The 17,294-nt window shown below is 72.4% G+C and carries 13 protein-coding genes; 8 read left to right on the plus strand and 5 right to left on the minus strand.

The window, feature by feature from the left end:
• Nucleotides 1-99 precede the first annotated feature (99 nt).
• The gene (locus ABZ434_RS06580) at nt 100-1,677 is read right to left on the minus strand and encodes an NADH-ubiquinone oxidoreductase-F iron-sulfur binding region domain-containing protein (protein ID WP_359132603.1); all 1,578 of its coding nucleotides are present in this window, start codon (nt 1,675-1,677) and stop codon (nt 100-102) included.
• A complete protein-coding gene (locus ABZ434_RS06585; RefSeq protein ID WP_359132605.1) occupies nt 1,674-2,999 on the minus strand; it encodes a hypothetical protein in 1,326 nt (441 codons plus the stop codon). The genes ABZ434_RS06580 and ABZ434_RS06585 overlap by 4 nt, the downstream gene beginning before the upstream one ends.
• 394 nt (nt 3,000-3,393) lie before the next feature.
• Between ABZ434_RS06585 and leuS the strand changes: the two genes are divergently transcribed.
• From leuS to ABZ434_RS06610, 5 genes are all read left to right on the plus strand, one after another.
• Entirely contained in the window at nt 3,394-6,261 is a 2,868-nt protein-coding gene (gene leuS, locus ABZ434_RS06590; RefSeq protein WP_359132607.1) for a leucine--tRNA ligase, read from the plus strand.
• Nucleotides 6,262-6,495: 234 nt separating this feature from the next.
• On the plus strand, nt 6,496-7,239 hold the full coding sequence (locus ABZ434_RS06595) for a hypothetical protein (protein ID WP_359132609.1): 744 nt from the start codon (nt 6,496-6,498) through the stop codon (nt 7,237-7,239).
• Between the two features lie 236 nt (nt 7,240-7,475).
• Nucleotides 7,476-8,321 carry a DegV family protein gene (locus ABZ434_RS06600; RefSeq protein WP_359132611.1) on the plus strand — a complete coding sequence of 282 codons (846 nt, stop codon included), beginning with the start codon at nt 7,476-7,478 and terminating at the stop codon, nt 8,319-8,321.
• Nucleotides 8,322-9,110: 789 nt separating this feature from the next.
• Nucleotides 9,111-9,986: a ComEA family DNA-binding protein gene (locus ABZ434_RS06605; RefSeq protein ID WP_359132613.1), complete on the plus strand. Its 876-nt coding sequence runs from the start codon at nt 9,111-9,113 to the stop codon at nt 9,984-9,986.
• Nucleotides 9,983-12,535, plus strand: coding sequence for a ComEC/Rec2 family competence protein (locus ABZ434_RS06610; protein WP_359132615.1), 2,553 nt, complete (start codon nt 9,983-9,985; stop codon nt 12,533-12,535). Before ABZ434_RS06605 ends, ABZ434_RS06610 begins: the two co-directional genes overlap by 4 nt.
• 5 nt (nt 12,536-12,540) lie before the next feature.
• Here ABZ434_RS06610 and ABZ434_RS06615 read toward each other — a convergent pair whose 3' ends face one another.
• Nucleotides 12,541-12,996, minus strand: a complete 456-nt coding sequence (locus ABZ434_RS06615; RefSeq protein WP_359132617.1) for a pyridoxamine 5'-phosphate oxidase family protein — start codon at nt 12,994-12,996, stop codon at nt 12,541-12,543.
• A gap of 101 nt (nt 12,997-13,097) precedes the next feature.
• On the opposite strand from ABZ434_RS06615, the gene ABZ434_RS06620 reads away from it, so the two are divergent.
• Both ABZ434_RS06620 and ABZ434_RS06625 read left to right on the plus strand, forming a co-directional pair.
• Nucleotides 13,098-13,961, plus strand: a complete 864-nt coding sequence (locus tag ABZ434_RS06620; RefSeq protein ID WP_359132619.1) for an arylamine N-acetyltransferase — start codon at nt 13,098-13,100, stop codon at nt 13,959-13,961.
• Between the two features lie 185 nt (nt 13,962-14,146).
• The gene (locus tag ABZ434_RS06625) at nt 14,147-15,031 is read left to right on the plus strand and encodes a YceI family protein (RefSeq protein WP_359132621.1); all 885 of its coding nucleotides are present in this window, start codon (nt 14,147-14,149) and stop codon (nt 15,029-15,031) included.
• A gap of 90 nt (nt 15,032-15,121) precedes the next feature.
• Here the strand turns inward: ABZ434_RS06625 and ABZ434_RS06630 are convergent, their stop codons facing one another.
• On the minus strand, nt 15,122-15,367 hold the full coding sequence (locus ABZ434_RS06630) for a hypothetical protein (RefSeq protein ID WP_359132622.1): 246 nt from the start codon (nt 15,365-15,367) through the stop codon (nt 15,122-15,124).
• Between the two features lie 77 nt (nt 15,368-15,444).
• Between ABZ434_RS06630 and holA the strand changes: the two genes are divergently transcribed.
• Nucleotides 15,445-16,431 (plus strand): DNA polymerase III subunit delta, encoded by a 987-nt coding sequence (gene holA, locus ABZ434_RS06635; RefSeq protein WP_359132623.1) that lies wholly within the window; start codon nt 15,445-15,447, stop codon nt 16,429-16,431.
• Between the two features lie 522 nt (nt 16,432-16,953).
• On the opposite strand, the gene rpsT is transcribed toward holA, so the two are convergent.
• Nucleotides 16,954-17,220: a 30S ribosomal protein S20 gene (rpsT, locus tag ABZ434_RS06640; RefSeq protein ID WP_136325190.1), complete on the minus strand. Its 267-nt coding sequence runs from the start codon at nt 17,218-17,220 to the stop codon at nt 16,954-16,956.
• Nucleotides 17,221-17,294 lie beyond the last annotated feature (74 nt).

Genomic DNA, 17,294 nt, shown 5'->3' on the forward strand with positions numbered 1-17,294 from the left:
GGTCGCCGGGTACGACGTGACCACGCAGGGAGCCGCGGTGCGCGCCAGGATCGGCGTGACCGGGCAGTTCGCGTCGGTCGACGAGTACCTGTCCGCGGGTCAACTCCGGCCGCTGCCCAGGGCTTTGCGGCCGGTGCCCGGAGGCAGGGCCGGCCGCTCGGGAGCCTGCTGCTCGATCCGTAGCGCCAGGGCGGGACACCGGCGTACGGCACGCTGTGCGCGTCCCCGCAGGTGCATGGGAACGGCGGCGTCCGCGAGTGCCGGATATCCGTCGGGGCCGAGCCTGATCAGCTCCGGGACGATGTCCGCGCACAGGCCGTGGCCCCGGCAGAGCGTCCAGTCCACGGCGAGCTTCTCACCGCTCGGAATGGACTCCTCCACGTCCTGGTAACCAGGTGCGGGGAGAGGGAGGACGCCGAGCGTCTCGCGGCCGCAGCCGCCGTCCAGCACGTGCGCGGCCAGGTCGTCGGTGAACGCGGAGAGCGTGGAGGACAGGAATCGCGCCGAACCGTCCGGGTGCTTGCAGGCCCCCCTGCCCTTGACGGCCAGGGTCACTTCACGCAGCGCCTCCAGTGAGGCCGGCCCGCCCCCGTTCAGTACGTCGGAGAGCCCGCCCGCGGCGGCCGGCAGCCCCAGCTTGCACGGGCCGCACTGGCCCGCGGTCTCGGCGGCCAGCCAGTTCGCCACACGCAGGGATTCGCCCAGCGGACAGGTCTCCGGCCCGATCGGCAGGATCGCGCCCGCTCCCAGCGCACCTCCCGCCGCGGCCAGCGACTCCCGGGAGACGACGGCGTCATGCGTGGCGTTCGCGCTGATCCAGTTGCCGTGATAGCCGCCCGTCAGCACGCCCTGAGGCAGCGGGGGCGCACCGGCCAGCTGGAGCACGTACCGCAGCGGCACACCCGTGGGCACCTCGATGACCATCGGACGCGCGACCGCTCCGGAGAGGGTGAGCAGCACCGTTCCGGGCTCGTCGGGCAGCCCGGTGTTCCCGTAGCGGCGGGCGCCTATGCGTGCGGCGACAGCCAGTTGTGCGTACGTCTCCGCGTTCGACAGCAGGGTCGGGGCGCCGCCGACCCCCGACTCGGCGGCCCGTTCGCGGCGCCCCGGCGGCAGGGCGGGACCACCGGACGCGGCCCGGATGACGGCCGAGGCCTCCCCCGAGACCATCCGCTCCGGCGTCCGCACCACCCGGGCCCGCAGCGGCTGCCCGCGCCGGTCGGACAGGCCCCGCTCGGCCAGGGCGGAGCGCACCGAGATCTCCGTGGAGTTACGGGTGACGGCGACGATCAGGGTGCGGGCGCCGAGCGCCTCGGCGGCCAGCAGAGCGCCGTCCAGGATGAGGTGCGGTGCGCGGTTCAGCAGCACTGTGTCCTTGCGGCAGGCGGGCTCGCCCTCACTGCCGTTGATCACGACGACCGGCCGCACCCCCCGCCGGATCGACGCCTTGGCGACGGCCCGCAGCTTTCTGCCGAAGGGGAATCCGGCACCGCCGCGGCCGTTCAGCGAGATCGACTCGGCGAGTTCCGCCAGGCGTTCGCCGGTCATCGGCTCCAGCGGTCCGTGCACCTTCAGGTGCATGCCGAGGTCGAGCCGCTCCACCAGGTCGAAACCGCTGGTCAGTTGAGGGAGGCCGACAACGCGGACTTCGGGGACGTCGGGGAGGGGGATGTTCACGGTCGGTCTCCTGCGGGTGCGGTCCAGGGTTCTCCGGCCGGGGGCGGGTAGAACGGCCCCGGGAGCGGTGCGGTGTCGCCGACGGCGGGCAGCGGAGCGGTCGCTGCTCCGGCGGCGTACGGAGGTTCCTGGACGGGGACGTAGGGGGCGGCGGGCGTCGGTGCGGGTTCGAAGGACGGTGCGGGGGGCTCGTACGCGGTGTACGGGGAGCGGGCCGCCCCTTCGGGCGCGGGCGGCGTGCGCAGCGCCCGGGCCGGCGGAGCGGGTGACGGCGTCGGCCAGCGCCCGGAGGGCTCCCGCCCCGCGGCGGACGGCGAGACCGCGCGGTACCCGGCGGCGATCCCCGGCCCGGGCCCCGTGAGGCCGCCGGGCGTGCGCGGGAGCGGGCCCGTGAGGCGGTCGGAGCTCCGGGGCGGGGCCTCGTACAGCGGCGGGGCGGGAGCTGGGAGTGTGGCCCTCGGCTGCTCGAAGGACGAGGGCAGCGGGGTGCCCCGCACCTGACTGCCGCGACGGGCCCGGCCGGCGCCGCCGTCGTCCGTCCCGTACGCCCCCGGCAGGGCCGTGGTGTCCGCACCGGGCAGGGGCGCCTCGCGGATCACCGGATCCGGTTCGGCGGGCAGGGCATCCGGCTTGATCACAGCGGTGATCAGCCCGGCGATCCGCCGCTTCACCGGCGGCGGCAGCATGCGCAGGCACAGCACGGCCGCCACGGCGACCAGACACAGGCTGTACATCACGACGACCCAGACAGCGGGCGGCCGGCCCGCGTACAGGCCGTGTACCAGCGCGGAGCACCAGGCCGGGTAGGACAACGCGTGCAGTGCCCGCCAGCGCCCTGCGACCTTGCTGGGCGTGGCGAAGGCGCTGCGCAGCGCGCCCGTCGCGGCGGCCACCACCATCAGCAGCCCGGCCAGCGCGCCGAAGCCGATCAGCCCCGCCGTACCGCTGACGCCGAGGCCGAAAGGTATGACGGCGCCGAGCAGCGCCACATGCCCCAGCGAGACCTTCACCGTGACATGCAGCAACAGGAAGCCCAGCGAGGCGGCCGCGGCGGTCCGGTGGACGGCCTGACCGATCAGCCGCTGACGCGAGGAGAGGAACAGCCGGTCGGTCGCGAGCAGGCCCCAGCCCACCGCGGCGGTGAGCGAGACGAGCGAGAGGACGCCGGTCGTGAAGTCGAGCGTGGTGCGCACTCCGTCGCTGCCCGCCACGGCGAGCAGCGGCAGGAGTACCAGCACAGCGACGGTAAGTCCGCCCTGCGCGTGACGGCTCGGCCCCTGGAGTGGGGCGGCCGATGAGCGGATCTTGCGATGAGGGTTCATGGGGGGCGACTCCGAATGGCTCGGCAAAGCGGTCCCGTTGCCGCATGCTAAGTCGCTCCATACCGGCCGGTACGAGGTTTGGATGGTTGCCCCGATAGAGGGCATTACGCGGAGTAACCCCCGCTTCCCGGACGTTCTGCCGCACGATTCGCCGCCCGTGGTGTCCACGGATCGGCGGCCCCGGAGGGGGACCGGGCCTGTGCGGTACCCTGACGCCATGCGTGCCGTACGCCTTCTGCTTAGTGAGCCGCGCTGATCAGTCCCGACCGGTGAGAATGCCTGGTCGGCATCGGCGCGGCGTCCCCTCCTGTGCGAGGGGATTTTTCGTTTCCGCAGACGCGTGTCCGTAGACGTGGGCGCCCGGCAGATGACGATCGATGGAGCTTTGAGGATCATGAGCGAGACGAATTCCGCAGCCGACGTTGCTGCGCCGCACCGCTATACGGCAGCGATGGCCGCCGACATCGAGGCACGCTGGCAGGACTTCTGGGACGCCGAGGGGACGTACGAGGCGCCGAATCCGACCGGCGACCTGGCGGGCGACCCCGAGCTGGCCGCCAAGCCGAAGAAGTTCATCATGGACATGTTCCCGTACCCCTCGGGTGCGGGCCTGCATGTGGGCCACCCGCTGGGCTACATCGCCACCGACGTCTTCGCCCGTCATCAGCGGATGACCGGCCACAACGTCCTGCACACCCTGGGCTTCGACGCCTTCGGCCTGCCCGCGGAGCAGTACGCCGTCCAGACCGGCACGCACCCGCGGATCTCGACCGAGGCCAACATCGAGAACATGACGGCGCAGCTGCGCCGGCTGGGGCTGGGCCACGACAAGCGCCGCTCGTTCGCCACGATCGAGTCCGAGTACTACAAGTGGACCCAGTGGATCTTCCTGCAGATCTTCAACTCCTGGTACGACACCGAGGCGGACCGGGCCCGGCCCATCACCGAGCTGGTCGCCCAGTTCGAGTCCGGTGAGCGCGCGACCCCCGACGGCCGCGAGTGGAGTGCGCTGAGCGCTGCCGAGCGCGCCGACGTCCTGAGCGACCACCGGCTGGCCTACGCCTCCGACGCGCCCGTCAACTGGTCGCCGGGTCTGGGCACCGTCCTGGCCAACGAGGAGGTCACTGCCGACGGCCGGTCCGAGCGTGGCAACTTCCCCGTCTTCAAGGCCAAGCTGCGCCAGTGGAACATGCGCATCACGGCCTACGCCGACCGGCTGCTGAACGACCTGGACGGCCTGGACTGGCCCGAGGCCATCAAGCTGCAGCAGCGCAACTGGATCGGCCGCTCCGAAGGCGCGCGTGTCGACTTCCCCGTCGACGGCGCCGGCAGCATCACCGTCTTCACCACCCGCCAGGACACCCTGTTCGGCGCCACCTACATGGTGCTGGCGCCGGAGCACGAACTGGTCGAGCGGATCATCCCCGCCGCCTGGCCGGACGGCACCCACCCGGTCTGGACCGGCGGACACGCCACCCCTGCCGAGGCCGTCACCGCGTACCGCAAGCAGGCCGCGGCCAAGTCCGACGTGGAGCGGCAGGCCGAGGCCAAGGACAAGACGGGTGTCTTCACCGGCGCGTACGCGACCAACCCGGTCAGCGGCGAGCAGGTCCCCGTCTTCATCGCCGACTACGTGCTGATGGGCTACGGCACCGGCGCGATCATGGCCGTACCGGCTCACGACGTGCGCGACTTCGCCTTCGCGCGCGCCTTCGAGCTGCCGATGCGCTGTGTCGTCGAGCCGTCGGACGACCGCGGCACGGATCCCTCGACGTGGGAAAACGCCTTCGCCTCGTACGAAGCCAAGCTGGTCAACTCCGCGAACGACGAGATCTCGCTGGACGGCCTGGGCGTCGTCGACGCGAAGGCCCGCATCACCGACTGGCTGAAGGAGCACGGTGTCGGCGAGGGCACCGTCAACTTCCGGCTGCGCGACTGGCTGTTCAGCCGCCAGCGCTACTGGGGCGAGCCCTTCCCCATCGTGTACGACGAGGAGGGCATCGCTCACCCGCTGCCCGAGTCGATGCTGCCCCTGGAACTGCCGGAGGTCGACGACTACTCGCCGCGCACCTTCGACCCGGACGACGCCGACACCCAGCCGGAGACCCCGCTGTCGCGCAACGCCGACTGGGTCAACGTCACGCTGGACCTGGGCGACGGGCCGAAGAAGTACCGGCGCGAGACCAACACCATGCCCAACTGGGCCGGTTCCTGCTGGTACGAGCTGCGCTACCTGGACCCGAACAACGCCGACAAGCTGGTCGACCCGGCGATCGAGCAGTACTGGATGGGCCCGCGCGAGGGGCAGCCGACCGGTGGCGTCGACCTGTACGTGGGCGGTGCCGAGCACGCCGTACTGCACCTGCTGTACGCGCGCTTCTGGTCCAAGGTGCTGCACGACCTGGGCCACGTCTCCTCCGCCGAGCCCTTCCACAAGCTGTACAACCAGGGCATGATCCAGGCGTTCGTCTACCGGGACAGCCGCGGCATCGCGGTCCCGGCAGCCGAGGTCGAGGAGCGCGACGGGGCGTACTACTACGAGGGCGAGAAGGTCTCCCGCGTCCTGGGCAAGATGGGCAAGTCCCTGAAGAACGCCGTGACGCCCGACGAGATCTGCGGCGAGTACGGCGCGGACACGCTGCGCCTGTACGAGATGGCGATGGGCCCCCTGGACGTGTCGCGCCCCTGGGACACGCGCGCGGTCGTCGGCCAGTACCGGCTGCTGCAGCGGCTGTGGCGCAACATCGTCGACGAGGAGAGCGGCGAGGTCACCGTCGTCGACATCGAGCCGGCCGAGGACACGCTGCGCGCGCTGCACAAGGCGATCGACGGTGTCGGCGGGGACATGGCCGGGATGCGCTTCAACACGGCCATCGCCAAGGTCACCGAGCTGAACAACCACCTGACCAAGGCCGGCGGCCCGCTGCCGCGTTCCGTCGCCGAGGCGCTGGTGCTGCTGGTGGCGCCGCTGGCGCCACACATCGCCGAGGAGCTGTGGCGCCGGCTGGGTCACACCCGGTCGGTCGTGCACCAGGACTTCCCGGTCGCCGACCCGGCGTACGTGGTGGACGAGACCGTGACCTGCGTCGTCCAGATCAAGGGCAAGGTCAGGGCGCGCCTGGAGATCTCCCCGTCGATCACCGACGCGGAGCTGGAGGCCCTGGCCCTGGCGGACCCGGCAGTCGTCGCGGCACTGGACGGGGCGGGCATCCGCAAGGTGATCGTCCGGGCGCCGAAGCTGGTGAACATCGTTCCGGCCTAGCCGGTGGTCAGCGGTCAACGGCCGTCGGCAGATGGCCGGTGGCCGTCGTGTGACGGTGTGATGGGTGGGGTCCGGGGGGCCTGAGCAGCCAAAGCGGCCTGCGAGGGCTCGTGAGGGCTTTCCCCTACGGGCAGGTTGGGGGTTCCGATGGAACCCTCCGCCTGCCCGTTCCGTTTACGGTGGAGGGGCGGGTGAAACCGTGCCGTCAGCCGTCACACCATCCGAGGGGCACTCATGGAAGCCGTGATCCTGATCCTGGGGCTGCTCGTCGTCGTGTTCATGGCCCTGGGCGTCTATGCGGCCGTCAAGGTCGTCGGCGCGGCCAAGCGCGGCGTGGACCGCACGATCACCCAGGCCCGCCGCACCGTGGAGGACACCACGCTGCGGGCCAAGAGCTACGGGCAGGTGGGCGTCGGCGGCGAGCTGGCGCAGCTAAGGCTCTCACTGCGCACCTCGATGCGGGCCACCCAGGAGGCGCTGCGGTCCGGCGCGGTCGAGGACGCGTCCCTCTCGGAGTCGCTGGGCCTGTTCGAGCGCCTCGGCGTGCACGGGCGCGAGCTGGACGAGGACCTGAAGCGGCTGGAGCGCGAGCCCGACAGAACGACGGTCGCCTCGCTCCTGCCGGGCCTGAAGGAGCGCACCGAACGGATCACGCGCGCCGCGGACTCCCTGCGGTGGGCGGCCCGGGACCGGGCCAGGCAGTTCGCCGACGACGACCTGGCCGCGCTGAACGTGCAGATCGACGTGGAGGCCGGGGCGCTGCGGCACTGGACCACGGAGGAGCCGGTCGCGGAGCGTCCGGCGGACCGCCCCCAGGAGCAGCCCGGTGCGGGCCCGGCTGGAGGCCCGGAGCAGCCCGGGGGGCACCCGAGGACGGCGGCCGGCCAGGACCATCCGCAGGCCATCACAGCTCCGGACCCCAGGCTGGGGACGGAGTATCCCTGGCAGAAGACGGCACGGCCGGAGACCACGAACTGAAGGCGCCCGGGTACCGGATCTTGCCGGCCCGCGGCTGGGGGAGCGGGCCGACGGCGGACCGGACCGACGCTGGGGGGATGGCCGACGGCGGACCGGCCCGTGGCTGGAGGGACGGCCGACGGGGGCCGGACCGCAGATGAACGGGGATGGTGAGATGAGGCCCGAAGCGACCGGAACTGATCATTCGGTCGGGGTCGGACTGCCGAGCCCCCTCCCCGGCAGGTAACCTCCCGCTCATGTCCCGCCATGTCGCGATCGTCACCGATTCCACGGCCTACCTGCCGCCCCAGGCGATGGAACGGCATGGCATCACCGCAGTGCCGCTCACCGTCGTTCTCGGTGATCAGGCGCTGGAGGAGGGCACCGAGATCTCCGCCCGCTCCCTCGCGCTGGCCTTGCAGAAGCGGCGTTCCGTGACCACTTCACGGCCCAGCCCCGAGGTCTTCGCCGCTGCCTACCGCGCGGCTGCCGACGGGGGCGCGAGCGCCATCGTCTCCCTCCACCTGTCGGCGGAGTTCTCCGGCACGTACGACGCCGCTCTCCTCGCCGCGAAGGACGCCCCGGTGCCGGTGCGCGTCGTGGACACCGGGATGGTCGCCATGGCCCTCGGATTCTGCGCCCTGGCCGCGGCGGAGACGGCCGAGGCGGGCGGCAGTCAGGACGACGCGGTGGCCGCCGCCGAGAAGCGGGCGGCGGGCACGTCGGCCTATTTCTACGTCGACACCCTGGACTATCTGCGCCGAGGCGGCCGGATCGGCGCCGCGCAGGCCCTGTTCGGTTCGGCCCTCGCCGTGAAACCGCTCCTTCAGCTGGACGGCGGCCGGATCGAACTGCTGGAGAAGGTGCGGACGGCCTCGAAGGCCATCGCTCGGCTGGAGGAGATCGTCGCCGATCGGGCGGGCAGCGGTCGGGTGGACATCGCTGTGCATCACCTCGCGGCCTCGGAGCGCGCCGAGCGTCTGGCCGAGCGACTGCGCGAACGGGTTCCGGGCTTGGTCGACCTGCATGTCAGCGAGGTGGGTGCGGTGATCGGCGCGCACACCGGCCCAGGGCTGCTGGGAGCGGTGATCTCGCCTCGTTGACGTCACTCTGCGGAGTGGCCGAGTTATCCACAAAGGGCAGGTTTTCCACCGGAATTCGGCGTGCTCGGCGGGATCCGGTGGAAGCGCCTAGCGTCCTGTGGCATGGCTTCCCGATCACATCGTGCAACCAATCGTTGGCTCCGCGGCGCAGATGACGGACGCGGCGGACGTGTCCGTGTCATCGGTCGTTTCGCCGGGTCCGGGCCCGACAGGTCCGGACCCGCCGGCGGGCCGGGCCGTCCTCCGTCCTCGGACGGTCCTGCCGGGGGAGGGGCGGGCTCCGGGCCGGGGAGGCGGCGGGCGCGGGGGCGCACCGCGCCGGCTGCGGCTTCGCGCAGCCGTGCGGACGCTCTGATGGCGGGCGGATACGGGGGACGGGTCGCCCGGCCGGTGATGGGTGCGGGCTCGTCGCCGGCTGGGCATCCGTCCTTGCCTGCACCGGATTTGCTCCGTTCCACCACGGCTTCTCGTCCGTCGGCGGTGGCCCGCACGGGGATGGTTTCTGCGTCTGCGTCTGCGACTGCGTCTGCGCCTCCGGCGGCGGTGGTCCGCGCGGGGGTGGTTCCTCCCGCAGGATTGGCGGCCGCCCGCACGCGGGTGACCGCCGCGTCTCCGTCTCCGGTGGTGGTGGCCCGGCCGGGCGTGGCTCCTCCCGCTCCGTCGACAGGGGCTTCCCGCTCCTCGGCACCGGTTCCGCCCTCCACAGGAGCGCCTCCGCCCGGGACTTCGCCGCCCGGGACTTCGCCCCCCGGCGCACCAGAGCCCCGGGCACGTGTGCCACGGGCGGCGATGCGCGCGCCCGCGCCCGTACCCGCGTCGGCATCCGGGGCAGCGTGGGTACCGCCCGCGCCACGGGCAGCTGACGCCCAGGACCCGTCGGTGGAGCCGGGACCGGGACCGGTGTCCGCGGGGCGGCGGGGGCGGGCCGTTCCTGCGCTGCGCGAGCGGCTTCCGGTGTGGCTCCAGGTCAGATGCGGCCTGGAGCCGAGGACTCTGGCCGCGCTCGGTGTCGTCCTGGTCGCGGCAGCCGTGTTGGCCGCCATGCACTTCTGGTCCGCGCGCCCCGGGTCCGTACGTGCCCCGGAGCGTGCCGGCGAGGCCGTGCACGCGCCCGTGGCGGAGACGGATGCGAGCCGGGGCACGGGCGCGAATACGGGCGTGGTGGCCGGTACGCCGGAGCCGTCGCCCGGGGCCCCACCCTCCGCCGGGGCGGGCGGGCACGTCGTGGTGGACGTGAGCGGAAAGGTGAGGCGCCCCGGGATCCACCGGCTGCCGTCCGGGGCCAGGGTCGCCGACGCGCTGGCTGCGGCGGGCGGGGCCCGGCCGGGCGTGGGCCTCGACAGCCTCAACCGGGCCCGGGTCCTCATCGACGGGGAACAGATCATCGTGGGCGCTCCGCCCGGCCCGGCTACCGCGGGCGGTGCGGGAGGAGGCACCGCCGGCCCCACAGCGGCGACCGGCCCCGCCACCGCCGGGCCGGTGAGCCTCAACACCGCGACGGTGGAACAACTCGACACCCTGCCCGGCGTCGGGCCCGTCCTCGCCCAGCACATCATCGACTACCGCACCCAGCACGCAGGGTTCCGTTCCATCGACGAGCTCCGCGAGGTCAACGGGATCGGTGACCGCCGGTTCGCCGATCTCCGCCCTTTGGTGCGACCGTGAACCCTCAGGACGTCCACGCGGCGTCGGGCCGGCGGCTGGGGGTCTCCGACCCGCGGCAGGAGGGCCCCGTCGATCTGCGGCTGGTTCCGCCGGCCCTGGCGGCCTGGGCCGGCGCCGCCCCGGCCCTGGACGTGCCCGGTCACTGGGTTGCCGTGGGGGTGGTGCTCTGTCTCGGCGCAGCCATGGTCCTCCTTGCCCTGCCCGGCTTCCCGCCCTTCCGCGCGGCGCTCGCGTCAGGGGCGGACCGTACGGGGAGCGGCGCCGACGGGCGATGGCGGTCGCACATCAGGCTGCACACCACGGCTGCTGCGGCGGTGCTGCTCTGCGCGGCGGCCGGGGCGGCCTCCGCAGGCCTGCACAGAGCCGATGCGCGGCAGGGGCCCGTGCCCGGGCTGGCCGGGCAGTTCGCGCGCATCGACGCGCAGATCACCCTGACCTCCGATGTCCGCCGCACGGCTCCCCGGGTGCGCGGGAACCACAGCGCACCCGACTCCCTGCTCCTGGACGCCGAGATCGTCCAATTGGCAAGGCCCGGCGGCGCGGTCGTCCGGTTGCGTACGCCGGTGCTGGTCATCGTCACCCCCGGTGCGGTGGCGGAACGGTGGCAGCAACTGCTCCCCTCCACGCGGCTCAGCATCAGAGGCCGGCTGGCACCGCCGCTGCACAGCGGGGAGCGCGCCACCGCCGTGCTGCGTGCCGAGGGAAAGGGCCTGCCCCGCGTCATCGGGCAGCCCACACAACTCCAGCGCACCGCAGGTGGACTACGTGCAGGCCTTCGCGCGGCGACGAAGGATCTCGGCCCCGATGCGCGGGCACTGCTGCCCGGACTGGTCGTCGGCGACACCACACGGGTCCCACCGGAACTGCAGGAGGCGTTCCGGGCGACCGACCTCACTCACCTCATGGCGGTATCGGGCGCCAACCTGGCGATCCTGCTCGTCCTGCTCATCGGGCCGCCCGGACGCGCCCTGCGCGCCGAACGTGGTGGCCTGGCACCCGCGTTGGGAATTTCCCTGCGGGGGACAGCTCTGCTCGGCGGCGGACTCACCCTCGCCTTCGTGCTCGTGTGCCGGCCGGAACCGAGTGTGCTGAGGGCCGCGGCGTGCGGTCTGATCACACTCCTGGCCATCGGCACCGGGCGGCGCAGAACACTGATTCCGGCGCTGGCGGCCGCCGTTCTGCTGCTGGTGCTCTACGACCCGTGGCTGGCGCGCAGTTACGGCTTCGTCCTGTCGGTGCTGGCGACCGGTGCCCTCCTGACCCTGGCCCCGCGGTGGAGCGAAGCCCTGCGACGACGCCGGGTGCCGCCGCGGTTGGCGGAGGCGCTGGCGGCCGCGGCCGCGGCACAAGCGGTGTGCTCGCCCGTCGTGGTGCTGCTCGCCTCCCGGGTGAGTCTGGTGGGGATCCCGTGCAATCTGCTGGCCGAGTTCGCGGTGGCGCCCGCCACAGTGCTCGGGTTCGCCGTGCTGGCCGTGGCGCCGGTGGCCATGCCGGTGGCCGAACTGCTCGCCCGGGTGGCGGGATGGCCGGCGGGGTGGATCGCGGCCGTGGCCCGTACCGGAGCCGCGCTCCCCGGGGCGGAGGCCGACTGGCCCGACGGCCGGCCGGGAGCGTTGCTGCTGGCCGCGCTGACGGTGCTGCTCGTGTTGTGTGCGCGCCGCATCGGACGCCACCCCTGGATCTGTTCGGCGGCCGCGTTATTGCTCGTCGTCGCGGTGCTCCGTCCGGTGCCCGTGACGCGGGTGCTGACCGGATGGCCGCCGCCCGGCTGGGCGTTCGCGATGTGTGACGTCGGCCAAGGAGACGCCCTGGTGCTCGCGGCCGGGCCCGGCACGGGCGTGGTCGTCGACGCGGGCCCCGATCCCCGGCTCGTCGACCGCTGCCTGCGCGACCTGGACATCACGCGCGTCCCGCTGCTGCTGCTCACCCACTTCCACGCCGACCACGTGCGAGGCCTGACCGGCGTGCTGCGGGGCAGAGGGGTGGGAGCGATCCAGACGACGAGCCTGGACGAACCCCCGGAGCAGGCCGCGTTCGTCATGAGGACTGCCGCGGCGGCCGGCATCCCCGTGGTGCGAGCGGTCCCCGGTGAGCGGCGCCGGATCGGAACGCTCGAATGGCAGGTGCTGTGGCCGCGGGGTGACGCGGCGACCGCCACAGGCCCGGCCGCCGGTCCCGAGCCGGAGGAGCCGAACGACGCCAGCGTCACCCTGTTCGTACGAACCGGCGGGCTCACGCTGCTCCTCCTCGGCGACCTCGAACCCCCAGCCCAGCAGGGCCTGCTGCGAAGCCATCCGACGCTGCCGCGCGTGGATGTCCTCAAGGTCGCCCACCATGGTTCCGCGCATCAGGACGCGGCTCTGGTACGCAGTGCGCGTCCGAGGTTCGCGCTGGTGAGCGTGGGGCGGGACAACCCGTACGGGCATCCCGCCGCGCGCACGGTCGAGGCGCTCAGGTCCGGGGGAGCGGTGGTCCTGCGGACGGACAGGGACGGCGCGATCGCGGTGACGGGTGCCGGGGCGGGGCTGCGGGCGGTGGGCCGGTCATGAAGCGTTCACTCCAGCCACCGGCCGTCGGCCATCAGTTCGCGACCGGCCAGCTCGTTCGCTTCCCGCCACGCCCTGACTGCGTACGGCGTGAAACGCAGGTACACCCAGGAGCCACGGCCCCGCACATCCCAGCCGAGCTTCGTGGCGAAGGCCTCACCCGACTCCACGGGAAGATCCGCGCCCTCGACGAGTTCTGCCGTCGCTTCGATCAGGACCACATCGCGGGTGGGCCCCAGCGCGATCCGGGCCTGCCCGGCCGGCGCCAGGTTGACCGCCGTCGGATTGGTGCGGCGGGTGGCCATCAACAGCGTCCCCCGGTCCCATACGAACGACAGCGGCACCAGAGTCGGCTCCCCGTCGGCCGAGGTGGTCGACACCCACGCGTCCGTGTCCTTCTCCAAGTGATGGAGCACATCGTGTCTGCGCTGTTCGCGGCTGCGCGCCGGCTCCTGACGGGTCATGCCCCGCACGTTAGTGAACGCGCCCCGCATCGCACCTCCGTCGCCGGTCCTAGGACCATCGGTGCTGGCCGCGGTGCCGCTCTCCGGGACAGACTGCCCTCATGGACCCCCGACTGCCGCAGACCACCGACGCCTACCTGGAGCGCATCGGCGCGAGGCGGCCCGCCCGCCCCGATGCCACGGCGCTGCGCGAGCTGCAACTGCGCCACCTCACCACCGTCCCTTTCGAGAACCTCTCGATCCACCTCGGTGAGGACATCGTGCTGGAGGAGCACGCGCTCCTCGACAAGATCGTCACTGACCGCCGCGGCGGGTTCTGCTACGAACTCAACGGCGCCTTTGCCATACTGCTGCGGGCGCTCGGCTTCCGCGTCACGCTGCTCCAGGCGCGGGTGCACGGTGAAGGGGGGCGGCTCGCGATCCCCTACGACCACATGGCGCTGCGGGTGGAGACGGACGACGGCACGGGGCCCTGGCTCGCCGATGTCGGCTTCGGTGATCATGCCGAGCGTCCGCTCCTGCTCGGCGACCGAACGGACCAGCAGGATCCGCGTGGCACATTCCGAATCGCGCAGGCCTCCGCCGAGGGCGGCGCCGACCGAGATCTCGGTGCCGACGGAGTTGCCGGCGATTACGGGGACCTCGATGTGCTGCGGGACGGCGCACCCCAGTTCCGTCTGGACCCGAGGCCGCGGGCGCTGGCCGACTTCCGGGGCGGAGCCTGGTACCACCGGACCTCACCCGACTCCGGCTTCACCCGCTCGCCGGTGTGCTCGCGTTTCACCGCCACCGGGCGGGTCACGCTCAAAGTCCGCCGGCTCCTCACGACGGTGGGTACGGAGCGCCACGAGACGCGGCTGGGCAGCGACGAGGAGGTTCTCGCCGCCTACCGCGAGCACTTCGGAGTGCGCCTCGACCGGCTTCCCCCCGAGGGAGGGGTCGGCGTCCGCATCCCCAACAGGTGACACACACAAACGGAACGATCAATTCGGACCTTCGGTAACACCTCCGCCCAAGCCCGCGCGAGGTGCTCTGTTTGCCTCGAACGCCACAAGAGTGATCGAATACATGATCGTCGGCGGGTCGCTGTTCCGACAACGACGTCCAGTTCTCCGGCCCGAGGTGAAACCGCCCCCGGGAGTGCGTGGAGATGTTCGGCCGTTGGCTCGGAAACAAGGGAGCGACGGGTGCCGCACATGGCAACGCCCTCGCCGGACTTGCCGTACCGGACTCCGCGGGTGTCCTCAGCTGCCGAGTGCTCGACCCGGTCAACGAGGCGGTGCGGCAGGCCGAGTTCGTCGTCACGGACGCCGCTGGACGCAAGGTCCTCGGTGGGGAGACGGACCCGTTCGGCAACGTCCTCGCCACGGTGCCGGCGGGCGAGTACCGGGTGGCCGTCACGGCGGAGGGGTTCACCCCGTTCCACGGCTCGGCCACGGTCGCCGAGGGCGCTCACGCGGGACTGGGCGATGTCACCCTGCAGGTCTCCGCGCCTCCGCAACTGCCCGAGCCGGGCGAGTGGGAGATCGAGCCGATGCACTCTCAGATCGGTTTCACGGCACGGCACATCGGCATGGCCCGCATCCACGGCCGGTTCAACAACTTCGCCGGCGCCGTCCGGATCGCGGACCGTATGGAGAACTCCGCCATGCACGTGATCATCGACGCCGCATCGATCGACACGAACGTCCAGATGCGCGACGATCACCTGCGCTCGGGCGACTTCCTCGATGTCGGCCGCTATCCGACGCTGGAGTTCTACAGCGACCGCTTCGTCCACCGGGGCGGCACCCGCTGGGGCGTCAGCGGCGCGCTCACCCTGCACGGAGTGAGCCGCACGGTGATGCTGGACACCCAGTACCTCGGCCTCGGCAACGGCCTGGAGGGCGAGACCCGCGCAGCGTGCCGCGCCACCACCGAGCTGCACCGCGAGGACTTCACCCTCACCTGGCAGACGATGCTGGCCCGTGGCATCGCCGCGGTCGGCTCCAGCATCTCGATCGACATGGACATCCAGATCGTTCCGAAGAGCTGACCGGGGTCGGTTCGGTTCCTGGGGCCGCCCCGGGTACCGCCGACTGGGGAACGCGGAGGCGGCTCCCGGGACAGCCCTTCGTGCCACCGGCTAGGGAGCCTCCAGCCAGCCCTCGTACTCCGCGGCGAACGCATCGAGCGCCGCGGAGTCCAGGCGCAGGTCGGGGTCCTCCACGACCAGCAGCCACTGGGCGTCCTCGGCGTCGTCCTCACCGGCCAGCGCGTCGCGTACGAGTTGCGGCTCCTCGGCGACCCCGAACCGGTCGGCCAGCTCCACGGCTGCTTCCTCCGCGGCATCGCGGTCGGGCAGCACCAGTACATGTCTCGCATCACTCACCCGCCCATTCTCGGGTACGTGCCGAAGTGCCCCGGTCGCAGCCCTGCTGTCAGTGGCCCGTGGGATGCTGGACGGCGATGGCCACCAGAAGGAATTCCACCGACGACCCGCTCGCCCCCCTCACGCTCGCCGTGGGGCAGGAGGACCTGCTCCTGGACCGTGCCGTGCAGCAGGTAGTGGCGGCGGCCCGCGCCTCGGACGCCGACACGGACGTCCGGGACCTCGCCTCCGACCAGCTCCAGCCGGGCACACTCGCCGAGCTGACGAGCCCCTCGCTCTTCGCCGAGCGCAAGGTGGTGATCGTGCGCAACGCGCAGGATCTCTCCGCGGACACGGTCAAGGACGTCAAGAAGTACCTCGACGACCCGGTCGAGGAGATCACCCTCATGCTTCTGCACGCGGGCGGTGCCAAGGGGAAGGGGCTGCTCGACGCGGCCCGCAAGGCCGGAGCGCGAGAGGTGGCGTGCCCGAAGACCACCAAGCCGGCCGAGCGCCTCTCCTTCGTGCGAGGCGAGTTCCGGACGCTGGGACGCTCCGCCACGCCCGAGGCCTGCCAGGCGCTGGTCGACTCCATCGGCAGTGATCTGCGGGAACTGGCGAGCGCGGTGTCCCAGCTCGTCGCCGACGTGGAGGGCACGATCGACGAGGCCGTCGTCGGGCGCTACTACACGGGGCGCGCGGAAGCGTCGAGCTTCACGGTCGCCGACCGGGCGGTGGAGGGACGGGCGGCAGAGGCCCTGGAGGCGCTGCGCTGGTCGCTGTCGACGGGTGTGGCCCCCGTCCTGATCACCAGCGCACTCGCGCAGGGCGTACGGGCGATCGGCAAGCTGTCCTCGGCGCGCGGCGGCCGTCCGGCCGATCTCGCGCGGGAGCTGGGCATGCCGCCCTGGAAGATCGACCGGGTCCGCCAGCAGATGCGGGGATGGACGCCGGACGGAGTAGCGGTGGCGCTCCGGGCGGTCGCGGACGCGGACGCGGGGGTCAAGGGTGGCGGGGACGACCCGGAGTACGCGCTGGAGAAGGCCGTGGTCGCGGTGGCACGGGCCGCGCGGGCGGGGCGGTAGCGGCGCCACCCGGCGGGGGGTGTGCGGCGCGGTGGGTGCGGGTGCGTCCCGCCGTTCGGGGTGTCCTCAATCGCCGGACGGGCTTGAGCTTGCCGTTCGGGGGGTGTGCGCCGCGGTGGGTGCGGGTGCGTCCCGCTGACCGGGGGCCCTCGACCGCCGGGCGGGCTTGAGCTTGCCGTTCGGGGCGTCCTCGACCGCCGGGTGGGCTTCTCCGGGTCGAGCGCCGTCATCGCGGGTGGGCTTCTCCGGGCCGAGCGCCGTCATCGCGGGTGGGCTTCTCCGGGGCGAGCGCCGTCATCGCGGGTGGGCTTCTCCGGGCCGAGTACCGTTCGCAGCCCCCACGCGGGTGCATGACGAAGGCCCCCGTCGCTTCCCTGGGGAGGGGAACGACGGGGGCCTTCGAGGTGCGCTTGGTGCGCCGCACCCGCGTGGCGAACGCAGGTTCGGTGTGCGGCGCGGGGTGCCGGTGAGGAGCGGGAGAGAGGGCCCGCTGGATCCGTACCGGCGATCACATCAGAATGCTCAGCCCTGGAGGGTGGCAACCTTGGTGGCCAGCGCCGACTTCTTGTTGGCGGCGGCGTTCTTGTGGATGACACCCTTCGAGACAGCCTTGTCGAGGGCGCGCGAAGCGTCGCGAACGGCCACGGTGGCCTTCTCGACGTCGCCCGCCACGACGGCCTCGCGGGCCTTGCGGATCGAGGTCTTGAGCGAGGACTTGACGGCCTTGTTGCGCAGGCGCGCCTTCTCGTTCGTCTTGTTCCGCTTGATCTGGGACTTGATGTTCGCCACGAAAGAGCCTTTGCAGGTTCGTTGGATCTTCGATGTGTGTCCTTGCGGCCGGAGAGCCACGAGGCACAGCTGTC

The sequence above is a fragment of the Streptomyces sp. NPDC005761 genome, from assembly GCF_040630635.1.
GTDB lineage: Bacteria > Actinomycetota > Actinomycetes > Streptomycetales > Streptomycetaceae > Streptomyces.

Bases quoted from the DNA above. Each gene is read 5' to 3' on its own strand.
- ABZ434_RS06585 (WP_359132605.1), bottom strand. From the start codon at position 2,999: ATGAACCCTCATCGCAAGATCCGCTCATCGGCCGCCCCACTCCAGGGG.
- leuS (WP_359132607.1), top strand. From the start codon at position 3,394: ATGAGCGAGACGAATTCCGCAGCCGACGTTGCTGCGCCGCACCGCTAT.
- ABZ434_RS06595 (WP_359132609.1), top strand. From the start codon at position 6,496: ATGGAAGCCGTGATCCTGATCCTGGGGCTGCTCGTCGTCGTGTTCATG.
- ABZ434_RS06600 (WP_359132611.1), top strand. From the start codon at position 7,476: ATGTCCCGCCATGTCGCGATCGTCACCGATTCCACGGCCTACCTGCCG.
- ABZ434_RS06605 (WP_359132613.1), top strand. From the start codon at position 9,111: ATGCGCGCGCCCGCGCCCGTACCCGCGTCGGCATCCGGGGCAGCGTGG.
- ABZ434_RS06615 (WP_359132617.1), bottom strand. From the start codon at position 12,996: ATGACCCGTCAGGAGCCGGCGCGCAGCCGCGAACAGCGCAGACACGAT.
- ABZ434_RS06620 (WP_359132619.1), top strand. From the start codon at position 13,098: ATGGACCCCCGACTGCCGCAGACCACCGACGCCTACCTGGAGCGCATC.
- ABZ434_RS06625 (WP_359132621.1), top strand. From the start codon at position 14,147: ATGTTCGGCCGTTGGCTCGGAAACAAGGGAGCGACGGGTGCCGCACAT.
- holA (WP_359132623.1), top strand. From the start codon at position 15,445: ATGGCCACCAGAAGGAATTCCACCGACGACCCGCTCGCCCCCCTCACG.